Consider the following 23,731-nt stretch of genomic DNA (forward strand, 5'->3'; position numbering starts at 1 on the left):
TGAATCTCTTTTATCTGTGTTCATCCGTGGTTCAACTCTCTTTCTTCCGCCCCCGTCGCGGCGAAACTTCTTCCTTCTGCGTCCACAACTGCATCTTCTCAATCCGCGCTGATAACTGCTCTGACGTCAACTTCCCTCGCAATCGGTCTACCATCAACGGAAACGCGAACGGCGTAAATCGGGGCGGGGACGTGATCACCAGGTCATGCGACTGCATTTTTTCCAAAGTCGCGAGCATCCGTGTTCGCTCCAATTGTCGTTCGAGGACTTCCCGTTGCGCCTGCTTGAGTAACAAATTCTTCGGGTCGTAGTTCTGGAACACATCATAGATCAACCCGCTCGACGCCTGCAGCTGCTTGGCGGTCTTATTCTGTCCGGGAAAGCCGACAAAGATTAAGCCCGCGATCCGCGCGATGTCTCGAAAATGCCGCCTCGCCATCTCCGCGGCGTTCATACTCGACATCGTGTCTTCATCCAGATTCTCTGTCGCGAATAGCCCACGCTCCAAGCATCGCTCGAAAGGAATCTCGTCGCGCGACAGCAGCTCGAATCCATAGTCATTGATCGAGAAGGTAAACGAGATAGGAATCGACTGACTGATCCGATACGCAATAAGTGCCGACAACCCCTCATGCACCAGCCGCCCGCCGAAGGGATAGAAAAACAGATGATACCCGTCGCGTGACTTCATCTGCTCGACAAGCAGTTCATTTTCCGCCGGCACGACGGACCAGGCTTCCTGCAACTGCAGGATCTCCTTAACGGCTTTCATTTCCGAGCCCTCGAACAGACCTGCTTTCGCCTGCTGTAGCTTAACGCGAACCGCATGCGCCAGCTCCGTCGAAAAGGGCATCCGTCCCCCCATCCACCGCGGGAGCGTATTCGGGCGCTTCGTTGCCTTTCTCACATAGGCTTTCATGTCCCGGACCTGCACCAGCTGCAGCTGCTTGCCGGCAAAGCTGAACGTATCGCCGATATTGATCTTTGAGATGAACGATTCCTCAACGGTCCCCAGCCTTCCACCTTTGAGATACTGCACGACGATCGACGCATCGCTCGAAATCGTCCCGATCGTCATGCGATGCCGACGTGCCTTCACTTTGTCATCGAGGAGATACCGCCTATCCTCATCGATCCGCACCTTCTGATAGTCGGGGTACGCCCTCAGCGTCGGCCCGCCACGCGTTATGAAGTCGAGAATCCATTCCCACTCATCCCGCGTGAGATTCCGGTAGGCATACGTCATCCGGACTTCCTCGAACAGATCCTGCTCGCGATATCCACCCGCAAGCGCCATGCTGATCGCATGCTGGGCCAACACATCCAGAGGTTTCTCATAGGGAACTCGCGGTTCAATCGCTCGGGCTTCAATCGCCTCACGAGCCGCTGCGACTTCAACGAGTTCAAACGCATGCGTCGGCACACAATACACATCGGAGACTTCGCCGGGTCGGTGTCCACTCCGCCCTGCACGTTGCATCAGCCTCGCGACTCCCTTTGGACTCCCAATCTGAAACACACGATCGACGGGACTGAAATCGACCCCCAGATCCAGGCTCGACGTACACACGACACACCGCAGCGTCCCCGCCTTGAGTCCCTCCTCGACCCACCCGCGTACCGATTGATCCAGTGACCCATGATGAATCGCGATCTCCCCCGCCCACTCCGGCCGGGCGTGGAGAATCGCCTGATACCAGATCTCTGTTTGATTCCGCGTATTCGCAAACACGAGTGCCGTTCCACCCTTGTCCAGCTGGGCCAGGATCTGCGGCAGCAACTTGAGGCCAATATGCCCGGCCCATGGCAGCTGCTCCATATGCTCCGGCAAGAATGAGTGCAGACGATACTCTTTGGCGACGTCTCCGGAGACAATGTGGCCATGATCGTGATCGTTACCCAGCAACGTCTGCATCGCGACATCGAGATTCCCCAGTGTCGCTGACAATCCCCACACGCGCAACTGCGGTGCAAACGTCTTCAGCCGGGCCAACCCCAGCTCCGTTTGCACCCCACGTTTACTCCCCAGCAGCTCATGCCACTCATCGACGATGACACACTTCAGATTCGCAAAGATCTCGCGCGCCTCCACCCGCGTCAATAAATGCGTCAGACTCTCCGGCGTCGTGACCAGAGCCGTCGGCAGCTTCTTCCTCTGCTTCGCCTTCACGGACGACGACGTATCTCCCGTCCGCGTCTCCAGCGTCCATCCAATCCCCAACTCGTCCAATGGCTTTTTCAGCGCAGCCGCCGTGTCCGCCGCCAGTGCCCGCAAGGGGGTAATCCACAACACCGTCAACGGCGGTGCATCCTTCGATGGCTTCTCCTCTTCATTTTCATTCAACCACTCAATCACCGGCCCCAACCACGCCGCATACGTCTTCCCAGTCCCCGTCGTCGCATGCAACAACCCCGAGCGTCCCGCTAAATACTCCCGCCACACATCGCGCTGAAACTCAAATGGTTCCCACTCCCGCTCATGGAACCAACTCTCGATAACGGCTGTCTGGATCGGCGAATGACTGCTTGCGGTGGATGACGCCGCAGAACTCAATACCGCGAATTTCGAATTACGGGCTCTCGTTTTCATGTCTGCGTCTCCGCCGCCGACAGAATCATCTTCTTGACCGACTCCAGCGTATCCGCCTGCTCCGGCGTCTTATCCGTCCTCCACCTCGCCATGCGAGGAAACCGCACCGCGATTCCTGACTTATGCCGGTTCGACAGCTGCACATTCTCAAACGCCAGCTCAAACACCAGCGTCGGCTCGACGTGACGCACGGGGCCGAACTTTGCAACGGTATGCTCACGCACGAACCGGTCGACGCGTCTCATTTCCTCATCCGTCAACCCGGAATACGCCTTCGCGAACGGCACCAGCTCTCCGTTGTCCCACACCGCAAACGTATAGTCTGAATACAACGACGCCCGACGCCCGCTCCCCCGCTGCGCATAAATCATGACCGCATCAATCGTGTACGGCTCAATCTTCCACTTCCACCAGCTTCCCGTCACCCGTCCGACTTCGTACGTGCTCTGAACCTGCTTGAGCATGACCCCCTCAACCCCATGCTCGCGACTCGTCTGACGAATCTCCGCGAGTTCTTCCCAGGTGGAGAAATCTATCGATTTCGCGAGCTGCAGGATCTGATGATCGTCCTCTTCTTCCAGCTCAGGAAACAACGTCAAACTCGGCTGCGCGGTTTTCGACACACTCGCTTTCCCCAGCGACTTGAGCGTCGCTTCCAGAATCTTCCGCCGTTCTACAAACGGGACAGCTCGCAGATCCTCATAGTCATTCTCAATTTGATCGAAGGCGATGAACCTCACAGGCAGCGCCTTCTGCAGACGTGCTGAAACCGTCTTCCGATTTAACCGCTGCTGCAGATCTGCAAACGGCGACGGGCGATCCCCCTTCCAGATCAAGACCTCTCCATCGAGCACGGTCCCATTCGTCAGCACCTCACACGCCTTCGCCAATTCCGGAAACTGGGGGTTGATCAACTCCTCGCCGCGAGACCACAGAAAGACTTTATCATTCCGCTTGATGATCTGCGTGCGAATCCCGTCCCACTTCCATTCTGCATGCCAGTCACTCGGACTCCCGATCGTAGCAGGATCAGCCTGAAGAGGATGCGCCAGACAAAATGGATAAGGCCGCGACAGCTCCCCTTCGCCCCCATCCTTTGAAATAATCGACTCATAAAACGCCACCGTCGGCTTCCACTCCCCCATCAAGCGATGCGCGACAATCTTCGGCGATAACCCATGCGCCTCCGCGAGCCCGCGCGTTACCAGCTTCGCTGACACCCCGACTCGAAACGCGCCCGTCAGCAGCTTATTGAGCAGAAACCGCTGTGGACTGGTCATCTGAGACCACAACTCCAGCAGCACCTGCTTCTGCACATACTCCGTATCGGCCTTCAGCGGCTTGATCACCTCTTCGACCAATTCATGCAGAGGCTTCTGATAGCCGACTTCACCGGCAGGCAGTAACAACGCGATCGTTTCCGCCAAGTCCCCGACAATCTCATAACATTCGTCAAATATCCAGTCCGACACCCGAGCCGCTTCGCAGGCCCAGGCCCGCAGATGGCTCGTTTTGATCACGCGAGACAGCTTGCTCCCGTTCAAAAAATAGATCGCCCAGATCGCATCCTCTGGAGCAGCGTTTTGAAAATACTCCGTCAGCGCAGCCAGCTTACGACTGGTCTTCGTCGTCTCATCCAGCGCCTGATAAAGTTCCGTAAACCGCTGCAAGCGTCGTTACCCGATTCGAGTCCAAAAGAGAAAACGGCCACCCGTCCATCATAGAGCCGACGTTACCAGAGTCGAGGTGTACGTGATCGATAAAAACCAGATCCAAAGCCTGGAAATGAAAAGCATGCTCGCTCATAAAGCACACAGCGAGCGAAAGCAGATTCGTAGACATGTCTGAAGGAATGCCCGGAGCGGGAATCGAACCCGCACGACCTGTTACGGTCCCGGGATTTTAAGTCCCGTGCGTCTGCCTGTTTCGCCATCCGGGCTGGATGGTTCTCCATGTATATCACAGTCAGCGTAGACTGACCAGCGAGCAGGTTTCAGGTTCGCGGTGGAATGGGTGTGCGTGGTTTTATAGCCACTTCAATCGCCAGAAAAAGTACATCTGGACGGCGGCGACGGTCCCCATCAACGTGAGGATTTGCCAGAACGTCGCGGGCTCATTGGGATTGGGCCAGAGAGGGACGTTCATGCCGTAGAGGGCGGCGATGGTCGACATGGGGAGCAGAACCCCCGCGAACACGGTCAGCTTCTTGGTCGCTTCGGAACTCTGCATGTTCAGCGTCGTGCGGTAGTTTTCGCGGACTTCGTTGATCATGCCTCTCAGAAGTTCGACCATCTGCAGGGTCGAACTCATGTGATCGCGGACCCGTTCGAGTCGTTGAACACTTTCTTCGGAAAGAAAATCAAACTCCTCTTCGCACAGCTCGATCAAGACTTCCCGCTGGGTGACGCAGTTTCGCCACAGAACGACGACCTCACGACGTACATCAGAGAGATCTTCCAGCAGGCGGTTTTCTCGTTCCGTCGACATCGAGCGATCTTCGAGAATATCGAGTCGCTCTTCGAATGACTTCGCCACCAGCACGCAACGATCGATCATCTTGTCGAACAGGTAAAACAGCAGATGCCCGGGGCCATAACGTCCGATTTGCTTGGCGATCTTGGGCAGAACTTCCTGCACCATTTGGATCGACACCAGCGGGCCAGGATGCAACGTGATAACAACACGGCCCGAACAGTTGATCGAAATCGGGCAGTACTCCACAAAATTCGGCGGCTCGCCTGGACGGATCGCCTGCATATAAATATGTGTGAATTCTGCTTCCCGCGCGATGCCCGTCGGCTCGTTTTCGGACAGGCTGAGCATCATCAGGCGAGGATCATGCCCGACCCACACCGAGATTTCCCGGATCACCTTTTCCGTCGGTTCGAGGACATCGACCCAGATCAGGGCACAATCGACTTCCCGCTCTTCAACGCGATCAGGCAGTTCGCTGGTGACTTCCCAGTGCCCATCTTTCATCACCTGGTAAACTTGAAGCATTGCGGAATCGCTCTCTACTGTGTTGCCCATCAAGATTGCATGGTCATGGTAATGACGCGGGTGAGCAGAGGGGAGAGACACGTCATCAACTTCGCAGAGAGAAAAAAGATCTTGACAAAGAAGTGTACGGGTGTATAATTTGATAGTGTGAGATATTCTGGCAATTCATGGAAAAAGGCATGCGACACGGAGCAGGCATCGATCCTCCCAATCGGTTTGACAAGATCCATTCGACGCTCGATTTTGAGCATCTCGAGTGGGACGAGGAGTATCTGCACGCGATCAGCCACCGCAAAATCGAATACCTTGACGACACCTCCCGCACCGTCGTCACGAAGAACGATTCCCCCGATGTCCCGTTCAATTTCTCGCTGAACCCGTACCGCGGTTGTGCCCACGGCTGCAGTTACTGTTATGCCCGCCCATCTCACGAATACCTGGGCCACAGTGCCGGGATTGATTTCGAGACGAAGATTTACGTCAAACATGATGCTGCGCTGCTCTTTCGCGAGTTCCTGTCTCGAAAGTCCTGGCAGTCAGAAGCGATCTGCTTTTCCGGCATCACCGATTGTTACCAGCCAGCCGAGCGCGACTTTCGTTTGACGCGAGCCTGCCTCGAAGTCGCCCGAGATTTTCGACAGCCGGTGACGATCATCACGAAGAACGCTCTAGTTGTGCGGGATCTGGATCTGCTGTCAAAGATGGCGACGATGAACCTCGTGCACGTGAGCATCTCGATCACGACACTCGACCCGGATCTCGCCCGCACGATGGAACCGCGGACGAGTATTCCTGCTGCTCGTCTGCGTGCCGTGCGTGAACTCAGCCAGGCGGGGGTGCCTGTTCGCGTGATGATGGCCCCCATCGTTCCCGGACTGACCGATCACGAGATCGCCGACGTTCTCACGGCTGCCAAAGACGCCGGCGCGACCGATGCCCGTTATGTGCTCCTGCGGTTGCCGTTGACCGTCGAACCGGTCTTTCTTGACTGGCTGGAACGAGCGGAACCACTCAAAGCAGAACGGGTCCTTTCGCGCATCCGCAGCACGCGGTCAGGTGAGCTGTATAGTTCGAACTGGGGCGAACGAATGCGCGGGACAGGCCAAATCGCTGACCAGATCAACACGATGTTCCAGCTGTTCCACAAGAAACTCGGATTTCAAAACCTCCCGCCGTTGGAGACCAGCCGATTCCGCGTACCGGATCGACCGCGTCAGCAAAGGCTGTTTGAGTGACGAAATTGAACCACGGATGAACACGAATTGACACGGATTTAAGAGTGGGAACCGCAGATAAACTCAGATAGACGCAGATGAGAAAGACATGTGTCGTCGTTTTTGAACCATGAGATTTCGAGTGATTGGTGTTCTTCATTATCTCTCTGATCTGTGTCTATCTGTGTTCATCCGTGGTTTATTTTTCAGGATTTGAGCATTAGTTTCATTCAGCGACCTCTGCTCCCCTCCGCGGGCTCTGTGTTCCAGTCTCTCTTCAGAAACGCTAGACTGAAATCATCACCAGTGACTTCCAAAGAAAGCCTCGCGATGTCGTTTCCTGATTGCAGTCATCGTCCCAATAGTCAGATTGCCTTTGACCGGGCCAAGAAGGTCATTCCGGGAGGTGTGAACAGCCCTGCTCGGGCGTTTGGCGGGGTTGGTGGGACGCCGGTCTTTATGGAGCGTGGCGAAGGGGCGTACCTGTTTGATATCGATGGGAACAAGTACATCGACTACATCGGCTCCTGGGGGCCGCACATCTTCGGACATCGGCATTTCAAGCTGCTCGAGGCGATCGAAGATGGCCTACAGCATGCGACGAGCTTTGGCGCTCCGACCACGCTCGAAACGCGCATGGCGGAACTCATTATCGAAGCCGTCCCTTCGATCGAGATGGTGCGGATGGTCAATAGTGGGACCGAAGCGACAATGAGCGCTCTGCGGGTCGCCCGTGGGTTCACCGGACGCGATCAGATCATCAAGTTCGCAGGCTGTTACCACGGTCACGTTGACAGTCTGCTCGTCCAGGCAGGGAGCGGGGCGTTGACGCTGGGAACGCCTTCTTCTCCCGGCATCCCCGAAGGAGCCACGAAGGATACGCTCGTCCTCGAATACAATGACGTCGCCCAACTCCAAGAGACTTTCGCCTCCGTCGGCGACAAGATCGCAGCGGTCATCCTGGAGCCAGTGGTCGGCAATATGGGCTGTGTCATTCCGACGCCCGACTTCCTCAGCGCGTTGCGCCAACTCTGCGACAAGCACGGCACAGTGCTTATCTTCGACGAAGTCATGACTGGCTTTCGGGTTGCACGTGGCGGTGCCCAGGAACTCTTCGGCATCAAGCCCGATATGACGACGCTCGGCAAAATCATCGGCGGCGGCATGCCGGTCGGCGCGTACGGCGGTCGTAAGCAGATCATGGAAACGGTCTCGCCGGTTGGCCCTGTTTATCAGGCGGGGACGCTGTCGGGAAATCCCGTTGCGATGAGCTGCGGCATTGCAATGCTGGAACTCATCAAGCAGCAGAATCCGTACCCCAGACTGGCGGAGGTTTCCAAACGCCTCGCGGATGGTCTGGCCGGCGCAGCCGCTTCTGCCAACATTCCGCACCAGATTGCCCAGGTCGGCAGTATGCTTACGCTTTTTTTCAACAGCAACCCGGTCACGAGTTACGCTGTCTCGAAAAACAACGACACGAAACTCTTCTCCCAATTCTTCCACGGCATGCTCAACCGAGGCGTGTATCTGCCGTGCAGCCAGTTTGAGGCGTTATTTGTCTCCGCGTTGCATACCGATGAGGATATCGCGATGACGATTGCTGTGGCGGAAGAGGTGCTGTTGGCTGCTGCCAAGTAAATAATCATCACTTGGCATCTATTTGATCCAAGCGATTCTCAATGCCGTTCACTGGAATGTCCTGTAACTCTAGTGAGACATTGAATGCATAGGCGAAATTTCCTCGTCGTAATACTTCTAATCAGCTTGGCATCGCTCGTCATCTATTTCCCGGCCATCCCCATTCACCTGCAGACCATCCCAAGTGTGCTGGCGGATTGGCGTAAGTTGGATTTCTCGCTGCCGGAGAAAATCGCTCCTGGGGATCTGATCGGAATCGAAGCGGATATGTCGGCAAGGATCGCGACGAGAAATGCCAGGGCACTTCTTTCACCGTCAGTCCTCTCTTATGCCGGATTGTTGATTTGCCTTGTGGTAATCATCGCAGTGGCCACACTTCAGCTTTTGAAGTCTAAGGGGCTGCGTGCTGCAGCGTCCTATATTTCGATTGCCGTTCTTTGTCTTGTCACCGTCATTGTCATCATTCCTTCGATCGACTACCGGTGGACCTGCCAGCATTTCGCAAGGGAATGTACGGAATATGCGAAGCGCCTCAATGCGCTCAACGTCAGAGTTGGCACAACGAACGATTACTACCATGATCCAGTTCTCGGAAAGATGTATGGCGGCAAGCAAGGGTTCGTGATGCGACATGCGCCGAGCATCGGCTGGCGATTTCGGAATGACGACTTCAAGGTGATGTTCATCTCGCTTGATCCGTCAACTCCCGGAGAATCGACCTGGTATCTCTCCAGTCCTCACGCCATTTACATCGCTGGCGAATACACGCTTGATGGCGACATCATTCGTTTTAAAACAGACGAGCCATTTGTCTGGCGGGCGCTGAAATAAAAGCAACGATCAAAACATTTTGATCGCGACAATAGCAAAAAAGAAGATCGCCGAGGCTTGCTTCCGACGAATTCCGAACGACGAGATTTCAGGTGCCATCAGGAGTGTAAAAAACGGTGGCATCCGTGCCGCGACTTCCATCCGTGGGGATTCAGGGGATCGGGATGGTGATGACTGAGTGAGTCGCACGCCTCTTACACTCCTGATGAGCTCTCCTGAAAGACACTTTGTATGGCAAGAACACTGTGTTTAGAGATTTCCGACGGATGCATGCTACAGGCGCTCATCGCGTCGACATAATCCTGAGTAGCCAGGCTCCATAAAGCCCGGGCGATCAATTCGTCAGATCGTCGAACAAGTTCGTAAACTTGGGCATTTCTTGTTTGAGCGTTTCGAGCCAGGCCTCGGGAGACCAGATTTCGAGACAAATGACCGCTCCGACCAGCACTACTTCCCTCGACTCGGGAAGCGCCAGCAGATCCCGAAAACTGTCGGGAAGCAACAGGCGTGATTTCTGTGCCAGTTTGACGGTCGTCTGACGAGTGGACAGCAAGCGTCCCAGCTGCTGCACGTCGTTCCAGCGTTGGTCCATGCGACCAGAGTGAATCTTTTGCTTGAGGAGCGTGAGGCCGTCGTCCATGCGTTTCTGCCAAGTCGATGCGCGCCACAAACTCAGACATCCGTGTCTTTCCTTGACCAGAATCGAGTTCCCCTCTTCATCGATCACATCGTCCGCAAATTCATCGGGAATGGTCAGACGGAAACGGTCGTCGACCGTGCGTCGGAATTCCCCAGAAATAAACGGAGCGGCTGTCATCGAGGCCAATCATCAGCCAGAAGAAAGGGCCATCCTTGAAGTGAACTGCAAGCGAAACAGATCCAACTCGACTCACTATAATGGGCAGAAATTACACACGCAATCCAGCTCTTGAGATTTTTTGGGCAATTAATCCACAAACCTCAAATCTGGCTCAAGCTGCTCCTCTTCGACTTGCAGCGGGGTGACGAGTCGTCTGATAGCGCGAAACGAGGCGTTTTACCTTTTTACCGATTTTATCAGACCGATTGCGGTCAAGATTGTCCCAACTGCCAGCACCGCTATCATGGAGTTTTGACGCGGAGCCGAACTGGCTTCGCGATCGTTCATTGCTGCTCTTTTCCTTCAAGGCTCATCGTGATCACGCCTCACACTGGCCCGCGTCTGTTTCCTTTCCAGGCTCCTCAGGGCGATCTGGCCATTCTCCACGGGACTGCCAACCCTCGTCTGGCTGCTGAAATCGCTGCGGAACTGGGAACTCCTCTGACTCCGACAGAGACACTTACCTTCTCTGATGGCAACGTCTTTACGCGGATCCTCGAAAACGTCCGCGGAAAAGACTGCTACATCGTGCAGGGTGTGCATCATCCGGTGAACGACAACTTTGTCGAACTCCTGTTCTGGATCGATGCCCTCAAACGCGCTTCTGCTCAGAATGTCACTGCGGTCATTCCCTACTTCAGCTATGCCAAGGGAGATAAGAAGGACGAGCCACGCGTTTCGATCCGTGCCCGTGTCTGCGCGGATGCGATCGAAGCTGCAGGGGCTGATCGCTGTCTGATGATGGATCTTCACTCGCCGCAGATTCAAGGCTTCTTCCGCGTCCCTGTCGATCACCTTTATGGTCGTTATGTCATCTGCAATGCTGTTCGCAAACATGGCATTGATGATGTCGTCGTCTGTGCGCCGGATGTTGGCTTTGCCAAAGGGGCAGCCGCGTACGCGAAGATTCTGAACGCGCCCGTCGTCATCGGAAATAAGCATCGCAAGGATCACTCGGAGTCCGCTGAGATCTTCGAGGTCATCGGAGAAGTCGACGGCAAGAACGCCCTCATCGTCGATGACTTCACCATTTCGGGTGGTACGCTGATCTCCATGGCCAACGCCTTGAAGCAGCGCGGCGCGAAGTCGATTTATGCAGCCGTTTCGCATGCCGCGCTGGCTCCAGGATCAGCAGAGAAGATTCAAGACTCGTTGATCAGCCGCCTGTTCGTCACGGATACAATCGAGCCGATCAGCTGCGATCCGAACAGTAAGATCGAAGTCGTCTCGGTCGCGAATTTGTTCGCGAGTGCGATCCGCTCGATCCACGACCGCACGAGCGTCAGTATGCTCTTCCCGGAAGGCCCGGGCAAACCGTTCTAGGGAAGACAGCCGAGACCCTGCTTATGCCATTCGAAGAGGTTCAGCAGAGTCATTGAAGTCGACATGTTGGTGAAGCGTTGCAACGCGGGACAGCGGCTCGGACGGAGCCTCATCCTTCCGGGGGGAGGCATTCCGTGAAGTTGATCATGCTCATCTCGCCACCGCCAGATAGGTTCGCTACGATCGGCTCGCAAGATCACTGCATGCACCCAACACAAATTCCTGGCTTCCACCATGCCCGCCGTCTTTGAATACCCAATCCGCGTCGACTCCTTTCACCTTGACCCGAATCGCCACGTCAACAATGTCGTCTATGTCCAATGGATGCAGGACGCGGCGCTTGCTCACTCGGCTGCTCAAGGCTGGTCGACGAAACGTTACCGTGAACTTGGCGTCACCTGGGTCTCGAAGACTCACGTTATCGAATATCACCAGCAGGCGTTCGAAGGGGATGAGATCATCCTCACGACCTGGATCGCGGACATGCTGAAGATTTCATCGACTCGCAGGTACATGGTCAAAAGAGTCTCTGATGGCGCGCTGCTTCTGACGGCGTCGACAAACTGGATCATGATCGACATCACCAAGAACCGGCCGGTCCGGATTCCGCTTGAAATTCAGCAGTCGTTTCAGGTCGTCGACCATCCGCCTGCTGCTTGAGTCTCGAAATGCTTCGACTGGCAAGCTGCCATTGCTTTGCGTCTTTGGGCCTGAGCGTTCATAATGAAGGCTGTTGAGCCACACTTTTTCTCCAAAGGATTCTCGAAAATGCCAGCCCCTATTCGTGTTGCTGTGACCGGAGCCGCCGGTCAGATTGGATATGCACTGATTTTCCGTCTCGCGTCGGGCGAAGTCTTCGGACCAGAGCAGCCGGTCATTCTGCATCTGATCGAACTGCCACAGGCCATGAAAGCCCTTGATGGCGTTCACATGGAACTCGACGACTGTGCGTTCCCAACGCTGGCTGGCGTCGAAAAGTTCGGTTCGGATAACCTCGAAGCTGCGTTTGCGGGCTGCAACTGGGTTCTCTGCGTCGGTTCGGTGCCTCGTAAAGCGGGGATGGAGCGTGGCGACCTGGTCCGTATCAACGGGCCGATTTTCACCAGCACCGGGAAAGCAATCCAGGCTGCTGCCGCTAAGGATGTCCGCATTCTGGTTGTTGGTAACCCCTGCAACACCAACTGCCTGATCGCGATGAACTCGGCTCCCGAGATCCCAGCGGATCGCTGGTATGCGATGACCCGTCTCGACCAGAATCGCGCGGTCAGCCAACTGGCCATTAAGGCTGGGACGCCAATCGCGTCTGTCAAAAACATCAACATCTGGGGCAATCACTCCGCGACTCAATACCCGGACTTCTACCACGCGACCATCAACGGCTCGCCTGTCACTGAAGTCATCAAGGACCATGCCTGGCTGCAAGGTGACTTCATTTCGACGGTTCAAAAACGCGGAGCTGCGGTCATTGAAGCCCGTGGCGCGTCTTCGGCTGCGTCTGCTGCCAATGCGGCTCTGGATACCGTCAAGAGCGTTGTCCGACCAACCGCGAAAGGAGAATCCTTCTCTGCCGCGGTCTGTTCCGATGGCAGCTATGGCATTCCGAAGGGGATGATCTTCGGATTCCCGCTGACCTCCAATGGGACGACCTGGAGCATTATCCAGGATCAGCAACACAACGAGTTCGCCCAGGCCAAAATCAAAGCGACGTTGGATGAGCTGATTGCAGAGCGGGATGCGGTGAAGGATTTGTTGGCGTGAAATCGGGATGATCCGAGAAGATGTCATTGGCGCAATAAGAAAACCGCCGTCAGCTTGAGGCTGGCGGCGGTTTTTATTTTTGTGTCACGTTGAAGTGAATCTTGTTTGCCGGGATTCGTCACACGACGGGATCATGTTCCCGGGGAAGGTCTGGTCCATTGCTAATCGTCAGAGTGATCCGTTGGAAGCTCAGGAAAGTGGTTGGTGAGGAAGTCATAAAAAAAGCCGCCGTCAGCTGGAGGCTGACGGCGGCGGTTTTCAGATCAGAGTCAGACTAGGGAATGACGTCCCATTGGAAGTCGAGTTCGCCAGCTGTCAAACCGTTGTTGTAGTTGATGGCACCGAAGGCGAATCCACTGCTGAAACCAGCTGTGTTTGATGCTCCGGTGATACGGAAGGTCGAAGGACCAACGCCAGGGAACAGGAATCCTGCAGAGTTATCAGCATCGGGATCGCCTGTATCCTGAACCGGTGGCAATGATGTCCAAGGTGGATCGTTGGAAGCAAGACGTTGAGCGTTTCGACGTCTTGTTCCATCGGTGAATGGACCACCAGGAGTCTGTCCGTTGGTACGAGACTTGAAGACTGATTCGTCGTTGTCGTAGAAGGCTCCTACATTGTTGACGTCAGCCGTCGTTCCTGTGTTCCCAGTGAAGTTCAGATCAAAGCGGGACAGAGCATCACGCTGATAGGCCGTGATATCAAACTGGTCGTTCGCTGGGTTAGGTGGGTTGTCGTTCTGATTTGTCCAAGCCCCCGCTGTCGTCACAGGATCGACTGTCGAGGCGAACGATTCAAAGTAAACATCCGACCCGAAGTTTCCGGAGAATGTGTTGTTGGTGATCGAGGCAACTACCCCGCCACGTCCCGTCAACATTCCCTGGCTAGCAAGTCCTCCAGCGAAAGTTCCGTCGCTGACAAATCCATCGTTGTCTTCCCATGGATTGCCGACGACTGGTTCGTTGAATCCTAGACCTGTGGTACCAACCCGAATCACCAGACCCGTCCCTGAGAAGTTACTTCCCAGACCGTTGTTCGAGACCAGGTTGTTATCCATGTTAAAGACCAGGACAGGATTGTTGATCAGGCTTGTCCCCAAAGTGAATCCGTGAGAAGCATCGGTGTTGTCATCCGGACCGACAGGAGTCGGTCCATCCTGATCTTGTGCTTCCGAAGAGAGGACGACATAGACGCCTTCACCTTCGTTGTTGATGATATCGTTGTTATTGATATCCACCTGAGAAACTGTTCCAAGGCCGGAGACCATTACATCGACACCACGTCCGCCGTTCGACTCAATGAGGTTGTTTTCGACAACCATCCAGCCATCTGTACCAATTCGTGAGTTGGTGCCGGTGTACTCGATACCATCCCAAGAGTTGTTGTAGATCGCGTTCGAGTCAATGGTGACGAAGCTATCACTGACGTCGAATCCTTTGCCACCGTTATTGATGACGAGGTTGTCCTCGAACAGCATTCGGCTGGCATCGCTATTACCCACTCCGTTGAGGGCAACTCCACCACCAGTGAGAGGATCGTCGCCGCCGGTTTCGATGCCGTTGTCTGAGATTTCGTTGCCGGAGAAGGTTCCGAGCTGGTTGAAGTTGTCAATGTTGACCCCGAAGATTCCGTTTCCGGAGATCAGGGTATCGGTGACATTGAGAATCGAGAGTTGCGTCGGGAGGTTGTTAGGATGTTCTGTGACTAAGATACCGTTGCCATCGTTATCGATGATGTCGACGTTTCCTCCCACGATCCCGATGTCGAGATCATGGTTGGCTGAGATTTCGATACCATCTCCACCGTTGTTGGCAACCAGGATGTTATTCCACGGTGTGTTGTTAAAGATGAGAGGATCGTCTGAGGCAGGATCGTTAATTCGCTGCGACAGGTTGATACCGTCGTTTCCGTTGTTAAGACTGCGGAACGTATAGGCTTGGCCAGCAGCTGGCAGACCGAAGTCGATCGACATGTTGGCGTCGGCTTCGACACGTCCTTCCAGGCCGTTCGTTCCGCTGTTCTGGATCAGGATGTTGGTCAGGAGGTAATCATCAGTGACGTCGGCGTTGCGTGCCACCAGACTGATACCGACTCCGTTTCCATCTGCGAGGATGTTGCGGATGACTTCGTTTGTGAACGAGGCAGATCCGTTGCGTTCGGTACGGATACCGTAGTCGACGTTGTTACGGAAGATGGCGTTCTCAATCACGAAGTTATTGACCTGTGCTGTATTAAAGCCGGCGATGTAAACCCCTGCTCCAGCATTGCCAATCAACTGCGTATTGGTGAGTGTTGGGTTACCGATCTGAATATCATCCACGTTTGCGGCATCACGAGCGATGATGGCGATTCCATCACCGTTGAAATTCGTGGTCGCTCCAATATCAATCGTGTTCTGAACGATCACGTTGCTGATATCGATGTTACCAATCGTGTTGTCTTCGAATTCTAAGCCGATTCCTGCGTCAGCATTGCCGCTGAATGTGCTTGTGAATGTGCCGCCGACAGTGAGGTTGATGACAGCGTCGTTATTAGCATCAATGTGGTAACCGATCCCGCCGTTGTTTGAGACAGTATTCCCTGTAAAGACAGTATCGTTGTAAATCGTCGTGTCATCTGCGATCACATTGATACCACCCAATTCATTGTTGGTAATTTGATTGGCCTGGAACTGATTAAGCGTGAAGTTCGCGGTTCCATGCAGGTTGGTACTGATACCATATTCTGCGTTGCCATCGATGGTGTTCTGAAGGATTGCACCCGTTGCAACACCGTTGGTCTGATCGAAGTGGATACCGTTTCCAACACTACCTGGATCTGGAACTAGAGCAGGTGAGACGAAGAAGTTGTTCAGGGTGGCTGTCTGGGTGACAGGTCCTGCGTAATCTTCGAACCGGTTCATGTTGATGGTACGGGCACCTGCACCACCGACGAGTGGAGCAGCGTAAGGATCCGCAGCGGTGTAGTCGACAACATACCCAAGGTCTTCCCACTGACCGACAGTGATTCGGCTGATCGGGTTGACACCAGCGTTCAGGAAGCCGGTCATGAGTTCGTTGTCGAGAGTGGCTTCACGCCAGTGGCCGTCTGCAGTTCCAGGTCCACCAGAGTTTTCAACAGGTGTACTCGTTCCTGCAACTCCAAAGATGGCATTGTATTGAGCTGCTGCATTAGGACCTGTGAAGCGGGTATCAGTGACACCGTCTCCGTTACTTGGGTTCTGAAGCAGACCTTTGAGATCCCAGATCGTGCCCAGTCCGAGGACGTGGCCCATTTCGTGGAGGATGACGTCCGTCAGTTGACCGCTGGCTTCGAGTTCTGCCAGATCAGCTGAATCGAACTGCATCTGTCCCTGGAACGGGATGAAGGTTCCATCAGCACGGACAGCTGTTGGTCCTGCTTGTCCGAGGATACCACCTGGGCCGTCGATGTCGACGACTTCGGCAGAGATGAGAACGTCATCAATGATTGTTCCGCCTCCGATATCAACATCTGGCAGGTCGCCGATGATGATTTCAGCCCAGCGAGCAGCTGCATTCTGGAAGGCAGCTGTTTGAGCGGCAGTGAAAGTCCCAGTGAAGGCGAGATCGATCGTGAAACCACCAGGACCTGGAACCGTAAGATTGCCGTTGTTGTTGATGGTGTTTCCGATGATGGTGTAATCCGTGAGGGTTGAATCCTGCATGAGGAAGTTCATCCCGTTACGGCCGTTGCCAGAGGCGTCGTTGAGAGCGAGGAGCAGACCATCGGAGGAGGCATTATCCATATTTAGCTGGAAGCCATCGAGACCGTTGAGGGTCATCGTGTTTTCCACAATCTGGTAATCTGCTCCGAGGATCGAACCTGATTCGAGACCAATGTACAAACCGGTTCCTGCGTTGGCAGTGAAGGTGTTGCCATAGATGCCCCCGTTGATCACAGAGTTGTTCTGACCGTAGAGTGTCAGACCGTTTCCGAGGTCAGACTCGGTCCCGTTGTTCGTGAAGCTGTTTCCGAGGGTGTTATCTGTTGCCAGACCGAAGGAGATGTTGGTTTCGGCGTTGTCGAGGTTGACGAACATCCCGTCATCGCCGTTGTTGTTAAACGTGTTGTTGAAGATGAAGATGGTGCCGCTGACTCCGAACTCGGAGAGAATCGCCGAGTCGGTGGCATCGAGTTGAAGACCATCATCGCGGTTGCCAGAGAAGATGTTGGAGTTCGTCGAAGTCGTATCACCGATCCCGGCGATGAAGACTTCCGAACCTGCACCGGTTGAGACGATGCGGAGACCATCACCACCTGGGGCTCCGTCACCATCGATATCCTGGGTATTGGCCAGATTGACATCGTCGACACCATCGGTTGCTCCGTCGCCATCGCGGTCGTCGACGAAGTAACCGTTTCCGATGAATTCGTTGCCCGAGATGATCGTGTTGAAGCGGACGGTTCCTGGGTTATCAGCGACGATGAGAGCACCGTCACCGAGGTTGTTATTAAACTGGTTGCCGGTGAAGAAGTCGAACTCGAAGGTCGCCTGAGTTCCCGTCGAGAGGACACTGAGTCCAGCTCCGAGTTCATCGCGTGAGTTCGAGGCGTCGTTCCCGACGAAGTCAACAAAAAATCCAGCATCGTCACCAGTCAAGTTCTGAGTGACCAGACGCATACCGCTGCCGTTGGAGATGAGATCGATCAGGCCGTTAGCATCGCGGTCTTCGTCGACATCCAGGCGACCGTCGCCGTCGACGTCTTCTGCACCATCGAGGATACCGTTGTTGTTGGTGTCTTCGTCGCTGTCGAGACGACCATCGCCATCGATGTCTTCGCTACGCCAGAGGGTGTTGTTGAAGATACCGTAGTTTGCATAGTCGGGGTTTGTGCCCGTGAGGTTGTTGGCGAAGATGTTCGAGCGTGTGCCGTCGGCGGTGTTGATGATTTCGACACCAATCCCGCTATCGAGCAGTCCGTCACCGTTGTTGTCTTCACCGGCATCGAGAATCCCGTTGCCGTTGGCGTCTTCACCACGGAAGCCGCCGACCTGATTGTTGGCAACTCGCAGGAGAAGCGACTCAATCGAGTGATCGATCAGGATACCACGGTTTGACTGGAAGTTGTTTCCGATGATGATGTTGTTCTGGATGATCCCTTCGGTACCGATGTCGAGGATAGTGTCTGCGTTGAGGTCTTCGACGATATCGAGGTTTCCATCGAGATCCACGTCTTCCATCACATCAAGGTTGCCATCGCCGTCGAGGTCTTCGCCGACATCAAGGAGTGTATTGCCGTTGGTGTCTTCATCGACAAGGTCGAGCTTGTTATCACCGTCGAGGTCTTCGTTGACCGTATCGAGTCGGCCGTCGAAGTCGACGTCTTCGTGGATGGTTCCTTGAGTAGCGAGGTTGATTCCGTCTTTGACGTTCCGGATCGTGTTATCGTGAATCAGGAAGCCAGTGATACGCTCGTTATCATTGAGGATACCGTCGCCGTTTGGATCACGGTGAGAGACGATTCCGTCGTTGAGTTCACCGCCTGGGAAGGCTGTTCCTGCGTTCGAGCCATCAATGACGAAGCCACGAACTTCGGTGAGTGAGTTCTGAAGGACAGTGCGGCTTGGATCGATGACGACCACAGCGCGGTGAAGGTCGAGCAGACCGTTACCGTTGACGTCTTCACCTAGATCAAGGGCGCCGTTTTCGTTGCGGTCTTCACCGCGTGCGACGACCCCATCAAGGTCGAGGTCTTCGGTTGGGTTGAGGACGCCGTTGTTGTTGGCGTCTTCGAAAGCATTGGTGAGGATTGGTGTGATTCCGAATCCAAAGCCGGTATCAGGCAGCGCGAAGGTCCCGACGGTTGATTCGATCAGGTTGGTCAGGCCATTGTTGCTGAGGAGGCGTTGGTTCTGGAAAATCGTAATCCCGGAAGTCAGGTTGACACCTGGATCACCAGCGTTTGGCTGGCTGACCATGATGATGTCGAATTGATCACGGATGTCTGGAGTTTGATTGTTATAGGATGCCAAAGAGACGAATGGATCTTCGATGCGACCTGATCCGCCTGGGATGACACCTTGGCCGACACCTTCTGGTGGAATGATGTGTGCGACGCGGAATGGATCTCCGTCTGCTGGATTGATCAGCAGTTCGGTGGTAGTGAACTGAGTCTGGTCGACTTTGACGCGGTAATCGCGGCGGTCAGCCAGAGCCATGGCTTCGTAGACTTTACGCTGACGGAACCAGCGGCTGGGTGTGAAGTTCTTGGGGAAGGTGTAAATGATACCGAGCTGGTAGTTGTTGTCGAAGACGCGGTCTTGAGTGGCAGTACCGCTGATGGTCAGGTCTTCGTTGATTTGAGCTTCGAAGCGACCTTTCACCCCGATGGCGTCTTCGCCACCTTGAGCAGTCAGACCGTAAACGCCGACGTAGGCATCGACGCCGTATCGACCAAGTAATGGCATTGGGCCGCCGATTTCAACTTCTCCACCGCTGTAAGCCGTTTCCTGAGTGTTCAGGCGGTTGAGACCGATGTTGTCGTTGACGTAGAACGGGCTGCCAAAGATTCCTGAGGAAACGATCTGGTTGTCTTCGCTGGTGACGATGTAACCGTTCGCGTTGATTCGCCAGTAGCGAGTGTAGAGAGAGTAAGACAGACCGATCTGGCTGTTTGCATCGCCACGATGGCCGTCATCATAGTCGTACCAGAACGAGAAGCCCTGAACGGCGTCGAGTTCGTCCATGTAATAACGGTGACCGAAGCCGAGGTTGGCACCAGCTTTTCCGTTATCGGTGATCATGGCACGGATATCGGCGAACCACAGGCTGTTATCTCCATTCCCGAATGGGAGGAAGGCACCCAGGTTCGTGTAGCCGTTCTCATAGCCTTGCAGGCCCCCGACGCGTTTGTCGAGGCGAAGCTTGTACTCGAACGGATCTTCTGTGGTCCGGTACCCGATCCCTGGATAGGTATCCTGGTTGACCGCAGAGGGTGGAACGTACCAGCTTTGAGGGACGTTGACCGACGCGGATGCGGAACCGTTGCCGCCTCCGACGTTGGCAGAAGTGTATGGAGCAGATCCACCAACGGTGGCACGACCGGAGTATCCTCCGATCATGGCTGATCCTTCTTCAGCAGGAGCAGGGGACGGCGAACCGACCCTGGCAGAGCCGGATGAACCGACTTTCGCTGAGCCGGAGGAGCCTATTCTGGCTGAACCTCCGTCCTCATAAGGGGTTCCGATGACGTGCGGAGTGCCAGTCGTCGGCGACGACTGATTCATCTTCACGCGTCCTTCTTCCTGAGCCCCGACCTTGGATGCTGCGGTTAAGAGGTACGCAGAGGTCGAAAGCGCCAAGACAGTCAGAAGTGATCTGAATGGTACGTTCATGGAGGGCTCCAGCAACAAACAGACTCTGAAACATACCGCTGCCCAAGGCTGACCGGGCGGGTGATATGCAGGTTGATAGTGTCGCTACGGGTGAGTTGAGAGAGACGTGTGATTCAAGGTAGGTAAAGTTTGCCGGTTCTACCGGTTCTTACGGTTATCACTAAAATCGACTGTAAGGCGGGTATAGTTGAGAATTTGTCGAGCTTTTATTGGAGAAGCAGGAGATCAACAAGAGGCGGCGTGTGGGATGTGAAGATCTGTGCGGTATGTTGTAGAACTTACAACATACAAAACGCTTATATTGCCGGGCGAAAACGGCGGGCTGTCGGCAGGACGGGCCAGGAACTTGAGTTGATGTTGACGAAATTCTGAGATTTCTGGATATTCCCGCACCTTGTTGATGCCCAGGCAGGACTATGTCATGTGATGGGCGCCACATCCGACCGACCCAATGGTGCCACTCATGAGGAGTAAACCAGGACGTCGGGTACATTTCTCGATCAGGATCACCGCCGTGACAACCTTGTTTTGCCTGATCGCTGCCACCACTCTGGCAGCGGCTCCTGAGACACGACAGACGATCTACCCGACCACCAGTCCGTTCGAAGTTGCTATTCGCGGGCAGTCAGCCGATCCATTCTTTCCCGGTGGCGGGAATGGCATGTCTGATCAGATTTATGCAGACAGCATGGGGCCTGGTTTCACAGCGACTCCGACGGCTTATCAGCCGCCGATGGGGCAGCCTTATCCCTCAAATGGAATGAACTCGTTTTACGCTCAGCCGACTGCGCCGACGTATGATCCGTTCATGACGCAGAACCCGCTTTCGGCTGCCAGCCCATACGGACCTTACGGCGGTGCACCGATGGCGAGCTATGGACTGAACGGGGCACAGCCGTATCGATTCGGATGGACGGACCGTATTGAAGCGGGCTATATCTTCGGATCTGGCACGGAGAGCAATGGCGTTGATACCGGCGATATGGCTGTCTTTGAACTGGATATCATCAAGGACTACGTCACTCAGGGTGGCCAGGGTTACATCTGGAAAATTTCGCCTGAGTTCAATTATCGCGAGTGGAGTGGTCCAGGGGCTCCGAACCTGCCGCCGAACGTTTTTCGATTCGCGACGGGTGTCGAACTGACGACTCCCAAGCATGGTCCGTGGACAGCTCAACTCGGATTCAAGCCACAGATCGCTTCAGACTTCAAAGAGAATCTGAACTCGGATGGCTGGATGTTCGATGCAGACATCAAGTTGTTCTTCCAGCAGTCACAGGATCTGACCTGGACCGTCGGAGCACTTTACTGGGATCGCGTTGATCAGATTATCCTGCCATACGGGGGATTGATCTGGACGCCGAATCAGCACTGGGAATGGCGACTGGTCTTCCCGAATCCACGCGTTGATGTCTTCGTTGGAAACTGGTTTACAGGTCCTACCTGGTTCTACGCCGGGGCTGAATATCATGTCGAATCCTATCAGGTCACGATTGACCCGACGGACTATCAGGATCAGATCCAACTCGAAGACTGGCGAGCGTTCGTCGGTTTACGTGGCGATAATGGCTATCTTTCGCACTTTGTTGAAGTTGGTGTCGTCTTTGGCCGTGAAGCAGAGTTCCGACGCCAGGAATCGACCGCTGACTTCGATACAGATCCGGGCCTGATGCTACGTGGCGGGATCCGGTTCTAAGATCAGTTTTGCTTGAAGAATGGTACGCACAGCGGACCCTACGAAAAGTGATGTTTTACTTGAATTGCAGGTCAAATAGTGCCTCACCCCCACCCTCATCCGTCAGCGAAGCGCTGACACCTTCTCCCCTCAAGGGAGAAGGGACAGTGTGAGACCAGACTCCCCCCTCTCCTCCCCTCCCCTCTCTCAATTCCTTCGAGCTCTCCATGAGACATCATGCGTTACTGACTGCTGCGCTGATGATGGCCGGAGTGAATATCTCTGTTGCGCAGGAGACGATATATCAGCCGAGTTCAAGCTTCGATGCTGCTCTGCAATCGACTGTTCCTCCGGTGGCTGAATTTCCCAATGAGCCGGCCGTCGAACAGGCCTCTGGCTCATTCACCGCCAGCCCTGATTTGGGCATGGTCGACGTCCCACTGACGGAAGCCGATATTGCTGGCCCGATGATCTCCCTCGACAATCCGGATGCGGAAGTCGCCGATGTGTTTCAAGGGATAACGAGAGATGACTTTCGCTTCATTTTCCCGTCGGATGTGAAAGACAGAAACGGGAACAACGGGGGAAGTCTGCAGATCTTCGAACTGGATCTGGGATACGATATCGACAGCAACAATCCAACAGTTCTTGCGCCGCTTGACCAGACGACGCTCCCCTTCTTCAGTTATCGCGAGTGGACTGGTCCAGGGACCCCCGAACTGCCGCCGAATGTGTTTCGATTTGCCTTTCCGGTGGCGTTCGGAGCTGCAGCAGACAAAGACGGCGGTTTTGGGTTCAGCGTCACTCCGCAGTTTGCTGCTGACATGCGGGCCAACATGAATTCCGATGCCTGGATGTTCGACATCGATCTCTACAACATCATGCGGATCTCGGAAGACCTGCATCTGGTTTATGGTGCTTTCTACTGGGATCGAGTCGATGCGATCGTTCTGCCCCATGCGGGGTTTACGTGGACGCCGGGTCCTGATTTTTATCTGCACATGGTTTATCCGCATCCTGAAATCGGGGCGTGTCTGTATGAGTCCGAGTATACGAAGTTCTGGTTGACGATGGGCCTTGCGTATCACGTGGAGGCGTATCAGATCAAGTCGACAGTGACGGGCGGAGATGAGATGGTGCAGATGGCCGATTACCGGGCGCTGCTGGGGTGTAGGCTTGAGGGAGAGAAGAGTACGCTGACCTTTGATGTCGGGTATGTGTTTGATCGCGAGATGCTGTTTCGATATTCCGACGACGTGTTTTCGCTGGAATCGGGCTTGATGCTTAGCGGTGGAATGACGTTCTGAGTTTGTTCGCGCGACTTTCGATCATGGCGATCAATGAACGTACGGAGTCGTTTGGTCATCGCTCATTTGCTGTACTCCAACACAAATAGGCCAGAAATAGGCCAGTTGGATAAATGGTCTTAATTGCTTTTGATTCAACGACTAAGGGCGTTGTCATGATGATTGGCATCGCCTTTGCG

The 23,731-nt window shown here is 54.7% G+C and carries 13 protein-coding genes and 1 tRNA gene; 8 read left to right on the plus strand and 6 right to left on the minus strand.

All coding sequences use genetic code 11. The annotated features are described in order from the left end of the window. Positions 1-31: 31 nt before the first annotated feature. From SH248x_RS00735 to SH248x_RS00750, 4 genes are all read right to left on the minus strand, one after another. On the minus strand, positions 32-2,590 hold the full coding sequence (locus SH248x_RS00735) for a ligase-associated DNA damage response DEXH box helicase (protein ID WP_459556596.1): 2,559 nt from the start codon (positions 2,588-2,590) through the stop codon (positions 32-34). Then, positions 2,587-4,260 carry an ATP-dependent DNA ligase gene (locus tag SH248x_RS00740; protein WP_459556597.1) on the minus strand — a complete coding sequence of 558 codons (1,674 nt, stop codon included), beginning with the start codon at positions 4,258-4,260 and terminating at the stop codon, positions 2,587-2,589. Before SH248x_RS00740 ends, SH248x_RS00735 begins: the two co-directional genes overlap by 4 nt. 183 nt (positions 4,261-4,443) lie before the next feature. Next, a tRNA-Leu gene (locus SH248x_RS00745) sits at positions 4,444-4,529 on the minus strand. 86 nt (positions 4,530-4,615) lie between these two features. Further along, positions 4,616-5,590 (minus strand): magnesium transporter CorA family protein, encoded by a 975-nt coding sequence (locus SH248x_RS00750; protein ID WP_459556598.1) that lies wholly within the window; start codon positions 5,588-5,590, stop codon positions 4,616-4,618. A gap of 179 nt (positions 5,591-5,769) precedes the next feature. Between SH248x_RS00750 and SH248x_RS00755 the strand changes: the two genes are divergently transcribed. The 3 genes from SH248x_RS00755 (at position 5,770) to SH248x_RS00765 (ending at position 9,273) form a co-directional block, all read left to right on the plus strand. Then, positions 5,770-6,825: a radical SAM family protein gene (locus SH248x_RS00755; RefSeq protein WP_459556599.1), complete on the plus strand. Its 1,056-nt coding sequence runs from the start codon at positions 5,770-5,772 to the stop codon at positions 6,823-6,825. A gap of 309 nt (positions 6,826-7,134) precedes the next feature. Further along, on the plus strand, positions 7,135-8,442 hold the full coding sequence (gene hemL, locus SH248x_RS00760) for a glutamate-1-semialdehyde 2,1-aminomutase (protein WP_459556600.1): 1,308 nt from the start codon (positions 7,135-7,137) through the stop codon (positions 8,440-8,442). 126 nt (positions 8,443-8,568) lie between these two features. Then, a complete protein-coding gene (locus SH248x_RS00765; protein ID WP_459556601.1) occupies positions 8,569-9,273 on the plus strand; it encodes a hypothetical protein in 705 nt (234 codons plus the stop codon). 334 nt (positions 9,274-9,607) lie between these two features. Here SH248x_RS00765 and SH248x_RS00770 read toward each other — a convergent pair whose 3' ends face one another. Beyond that, the gene (locus SH248x_RS00770; protein WP_459556602.1) at positions 9,608-10,090 is read right to left on the minus strand and encodes a division/cell wall cluster transcriptional repressor MraZ; all 483 of its coding nucleotides are present in this window, start codon (positions 10,088-10,090) and stop codon (positions 9,608-9,610) included. A 357-nt stretch (positions 10,091-10,447) separates the two neighbouring features. Here SH248x_RS00770 and SH248x_RS00775 point away from each other — a divergent pair, with 357 nt between their 5' ends. From SH248x_RS00775 to SH248x_RS00785, 3 genes are all read left to right on the plus strand, one after another. Continuing rightward, positions 10,448-11,455 (plus strand): ribose-phosphate diphosphokinase, encoded by a 1,008-nt coding sequence (locus SH248x_RS00775; protein ID WP_459556603.1) that lies wholly within the window; start codon positions 10,448-10,450, stop codon positions 11,453-11,455. A 234-nt stretch (positions 11,456-11,689) separates the two neighbouring features. Next, a complete protein-coding gene (locus tag SH248x_RS00780; RefSeq protein ID WP_459556604.1) occupies positions 11,690-12,115 on the plus strand; it encodes an acyl-CoA thioesterase in 426 nt (141 codons plus the stop codon). Between the two features lie 108 nt (positions 12,116-12,223). After that, the gene (locus SH248x_RS00785) at positions 12,224-13,213 is read left to right on the plus strand and encodes a malate dehydrogenase (protein ID WP_459556605.1); all 990 of its coding nucleotides are present in this window, start codon (positions 12,224-12,226) and stop codon (positions 13,211-13,213) included. Positions 13,214-13,487: 274 nt separating this feature from the next. On the opposite strand, the gene SH248x_RS00790 is transcribed toward SH248x_RS00785, so the two are convergent. Further along, positions 13,488-20,570, minus strand: coding sequence for a beta strand repeat-containing protein (locus SH248x_RS00790; RefSeq protein WP_459556606.1), 7,083 nt, complete (start codon positions 20,568-20,570; stop codon positions 13,488-13,490). Positions 20,571-21,084: 514 nt separating this feature from the next. Here SH248x_RS00790 and SH248x_RS00795 point away from each other — a divergent pair. After that, positions 21,085-22,266: a hypothetical protein gene (locus tag SH248x_RS00795; RefSeq protein WP_459556607.1), complete on the plus strand. Its 1,182-nt coding sequence runs from the start codon at positions 21,085-21,087 to the stop codon at positions 22,264-22,266. Positions 22,267-22,472: 206 nt separating this feature from the next. Further along, positions 22,473-23,552 (plus strand): hypothetical protein, encoded by a 1,080-nt coding sequence (locus SH248x_RS00800; protein ID WP_459556608.1) that lies wholly within the window; start codon positions 22,473-22,475, stop codon positions 23,550-23,552. The last annotated feature ends 179 nt before the right edge of the window (positions 23,553-23,731 follow it).

Source organism: Lacunimicrobium album, from assembly GCF_052161635.1.
Classification (GTDB): Bacteria; Planctomycetota; Planctomycetia; order Planctomycetales; family Planctomycetaceae; genus SXPC01.

What these genes read in the sequence shown, in the direction of transcription:
- SH248x_RS00755 (WP_459556599.1), top strand. Translation starts at nt 5,770, where the DNA reads ATGCGACACGGAGCAGGCATCGATCCTCCCAATCGGTTTGACAAGATC.
- SH248x_RS00800 (WP_459556608.1), top strand. Translation starts at nt 22,473, where the DNA reads ATGAGACATCATGCGTTACTGACTGCTGCGCTGATGATGGCCGGAGTG.
- SH248x_RS00735 (WP_459556596.1), bottom strand. Translation starts at nt 2,590, where the DNA reads ATGAAAACGAGAGCCCGTAATTCGAAATTCGCGGTATTGAGTTCTGCG.
- SH248x_RS00750 (WP_459556598.1), bottom strand. Translation starts at nt 5,590, where the DNA reads ATGCTTCAAGTTTACCAGGTGATGAAAGATGGGCACTGGGAAGTCACC.
- SH248x_RS00770 (WP_459556602.1), bottom strand. Translation starts at nt 10,090, where the DNA reads ATGACAGCCGCTCCGTTTATTTCTGGGGAATTCCGACGCACGGTCGAC.
- SH248x_RS00785 (WP_459556605.1), top strand. Translation starts at nt 12,224, where the DNA reads ATGCCAGCCCCTATTCGTGTTGCTGTGACCGGAGCCGCCGGTCAGATT.
- hemL (WP_459556600.1), top strand. Translation starts at nt 7,135, where the DNA reads ATGTCGTTTCCTGATTGCAGTCATCGTCCCAATAGTCAGATTGCCTTT.
- SH248x_RS00790 (WP_459556606.1), bottom strand. Translation starts at nt 20,570, where the DNA reads ATGAACGTACCATTCAGATCACTTCTGACTGTCTTGGCGCTTTCGACC.
- SH248x_RS00780 (WP_459556604.1), top strand. Translation starts at nt 11,690, where the DNA reads ATGCCCGCCGTCTTTGAATACCCAATCCGCGTCGACTCCTTTCACCTT.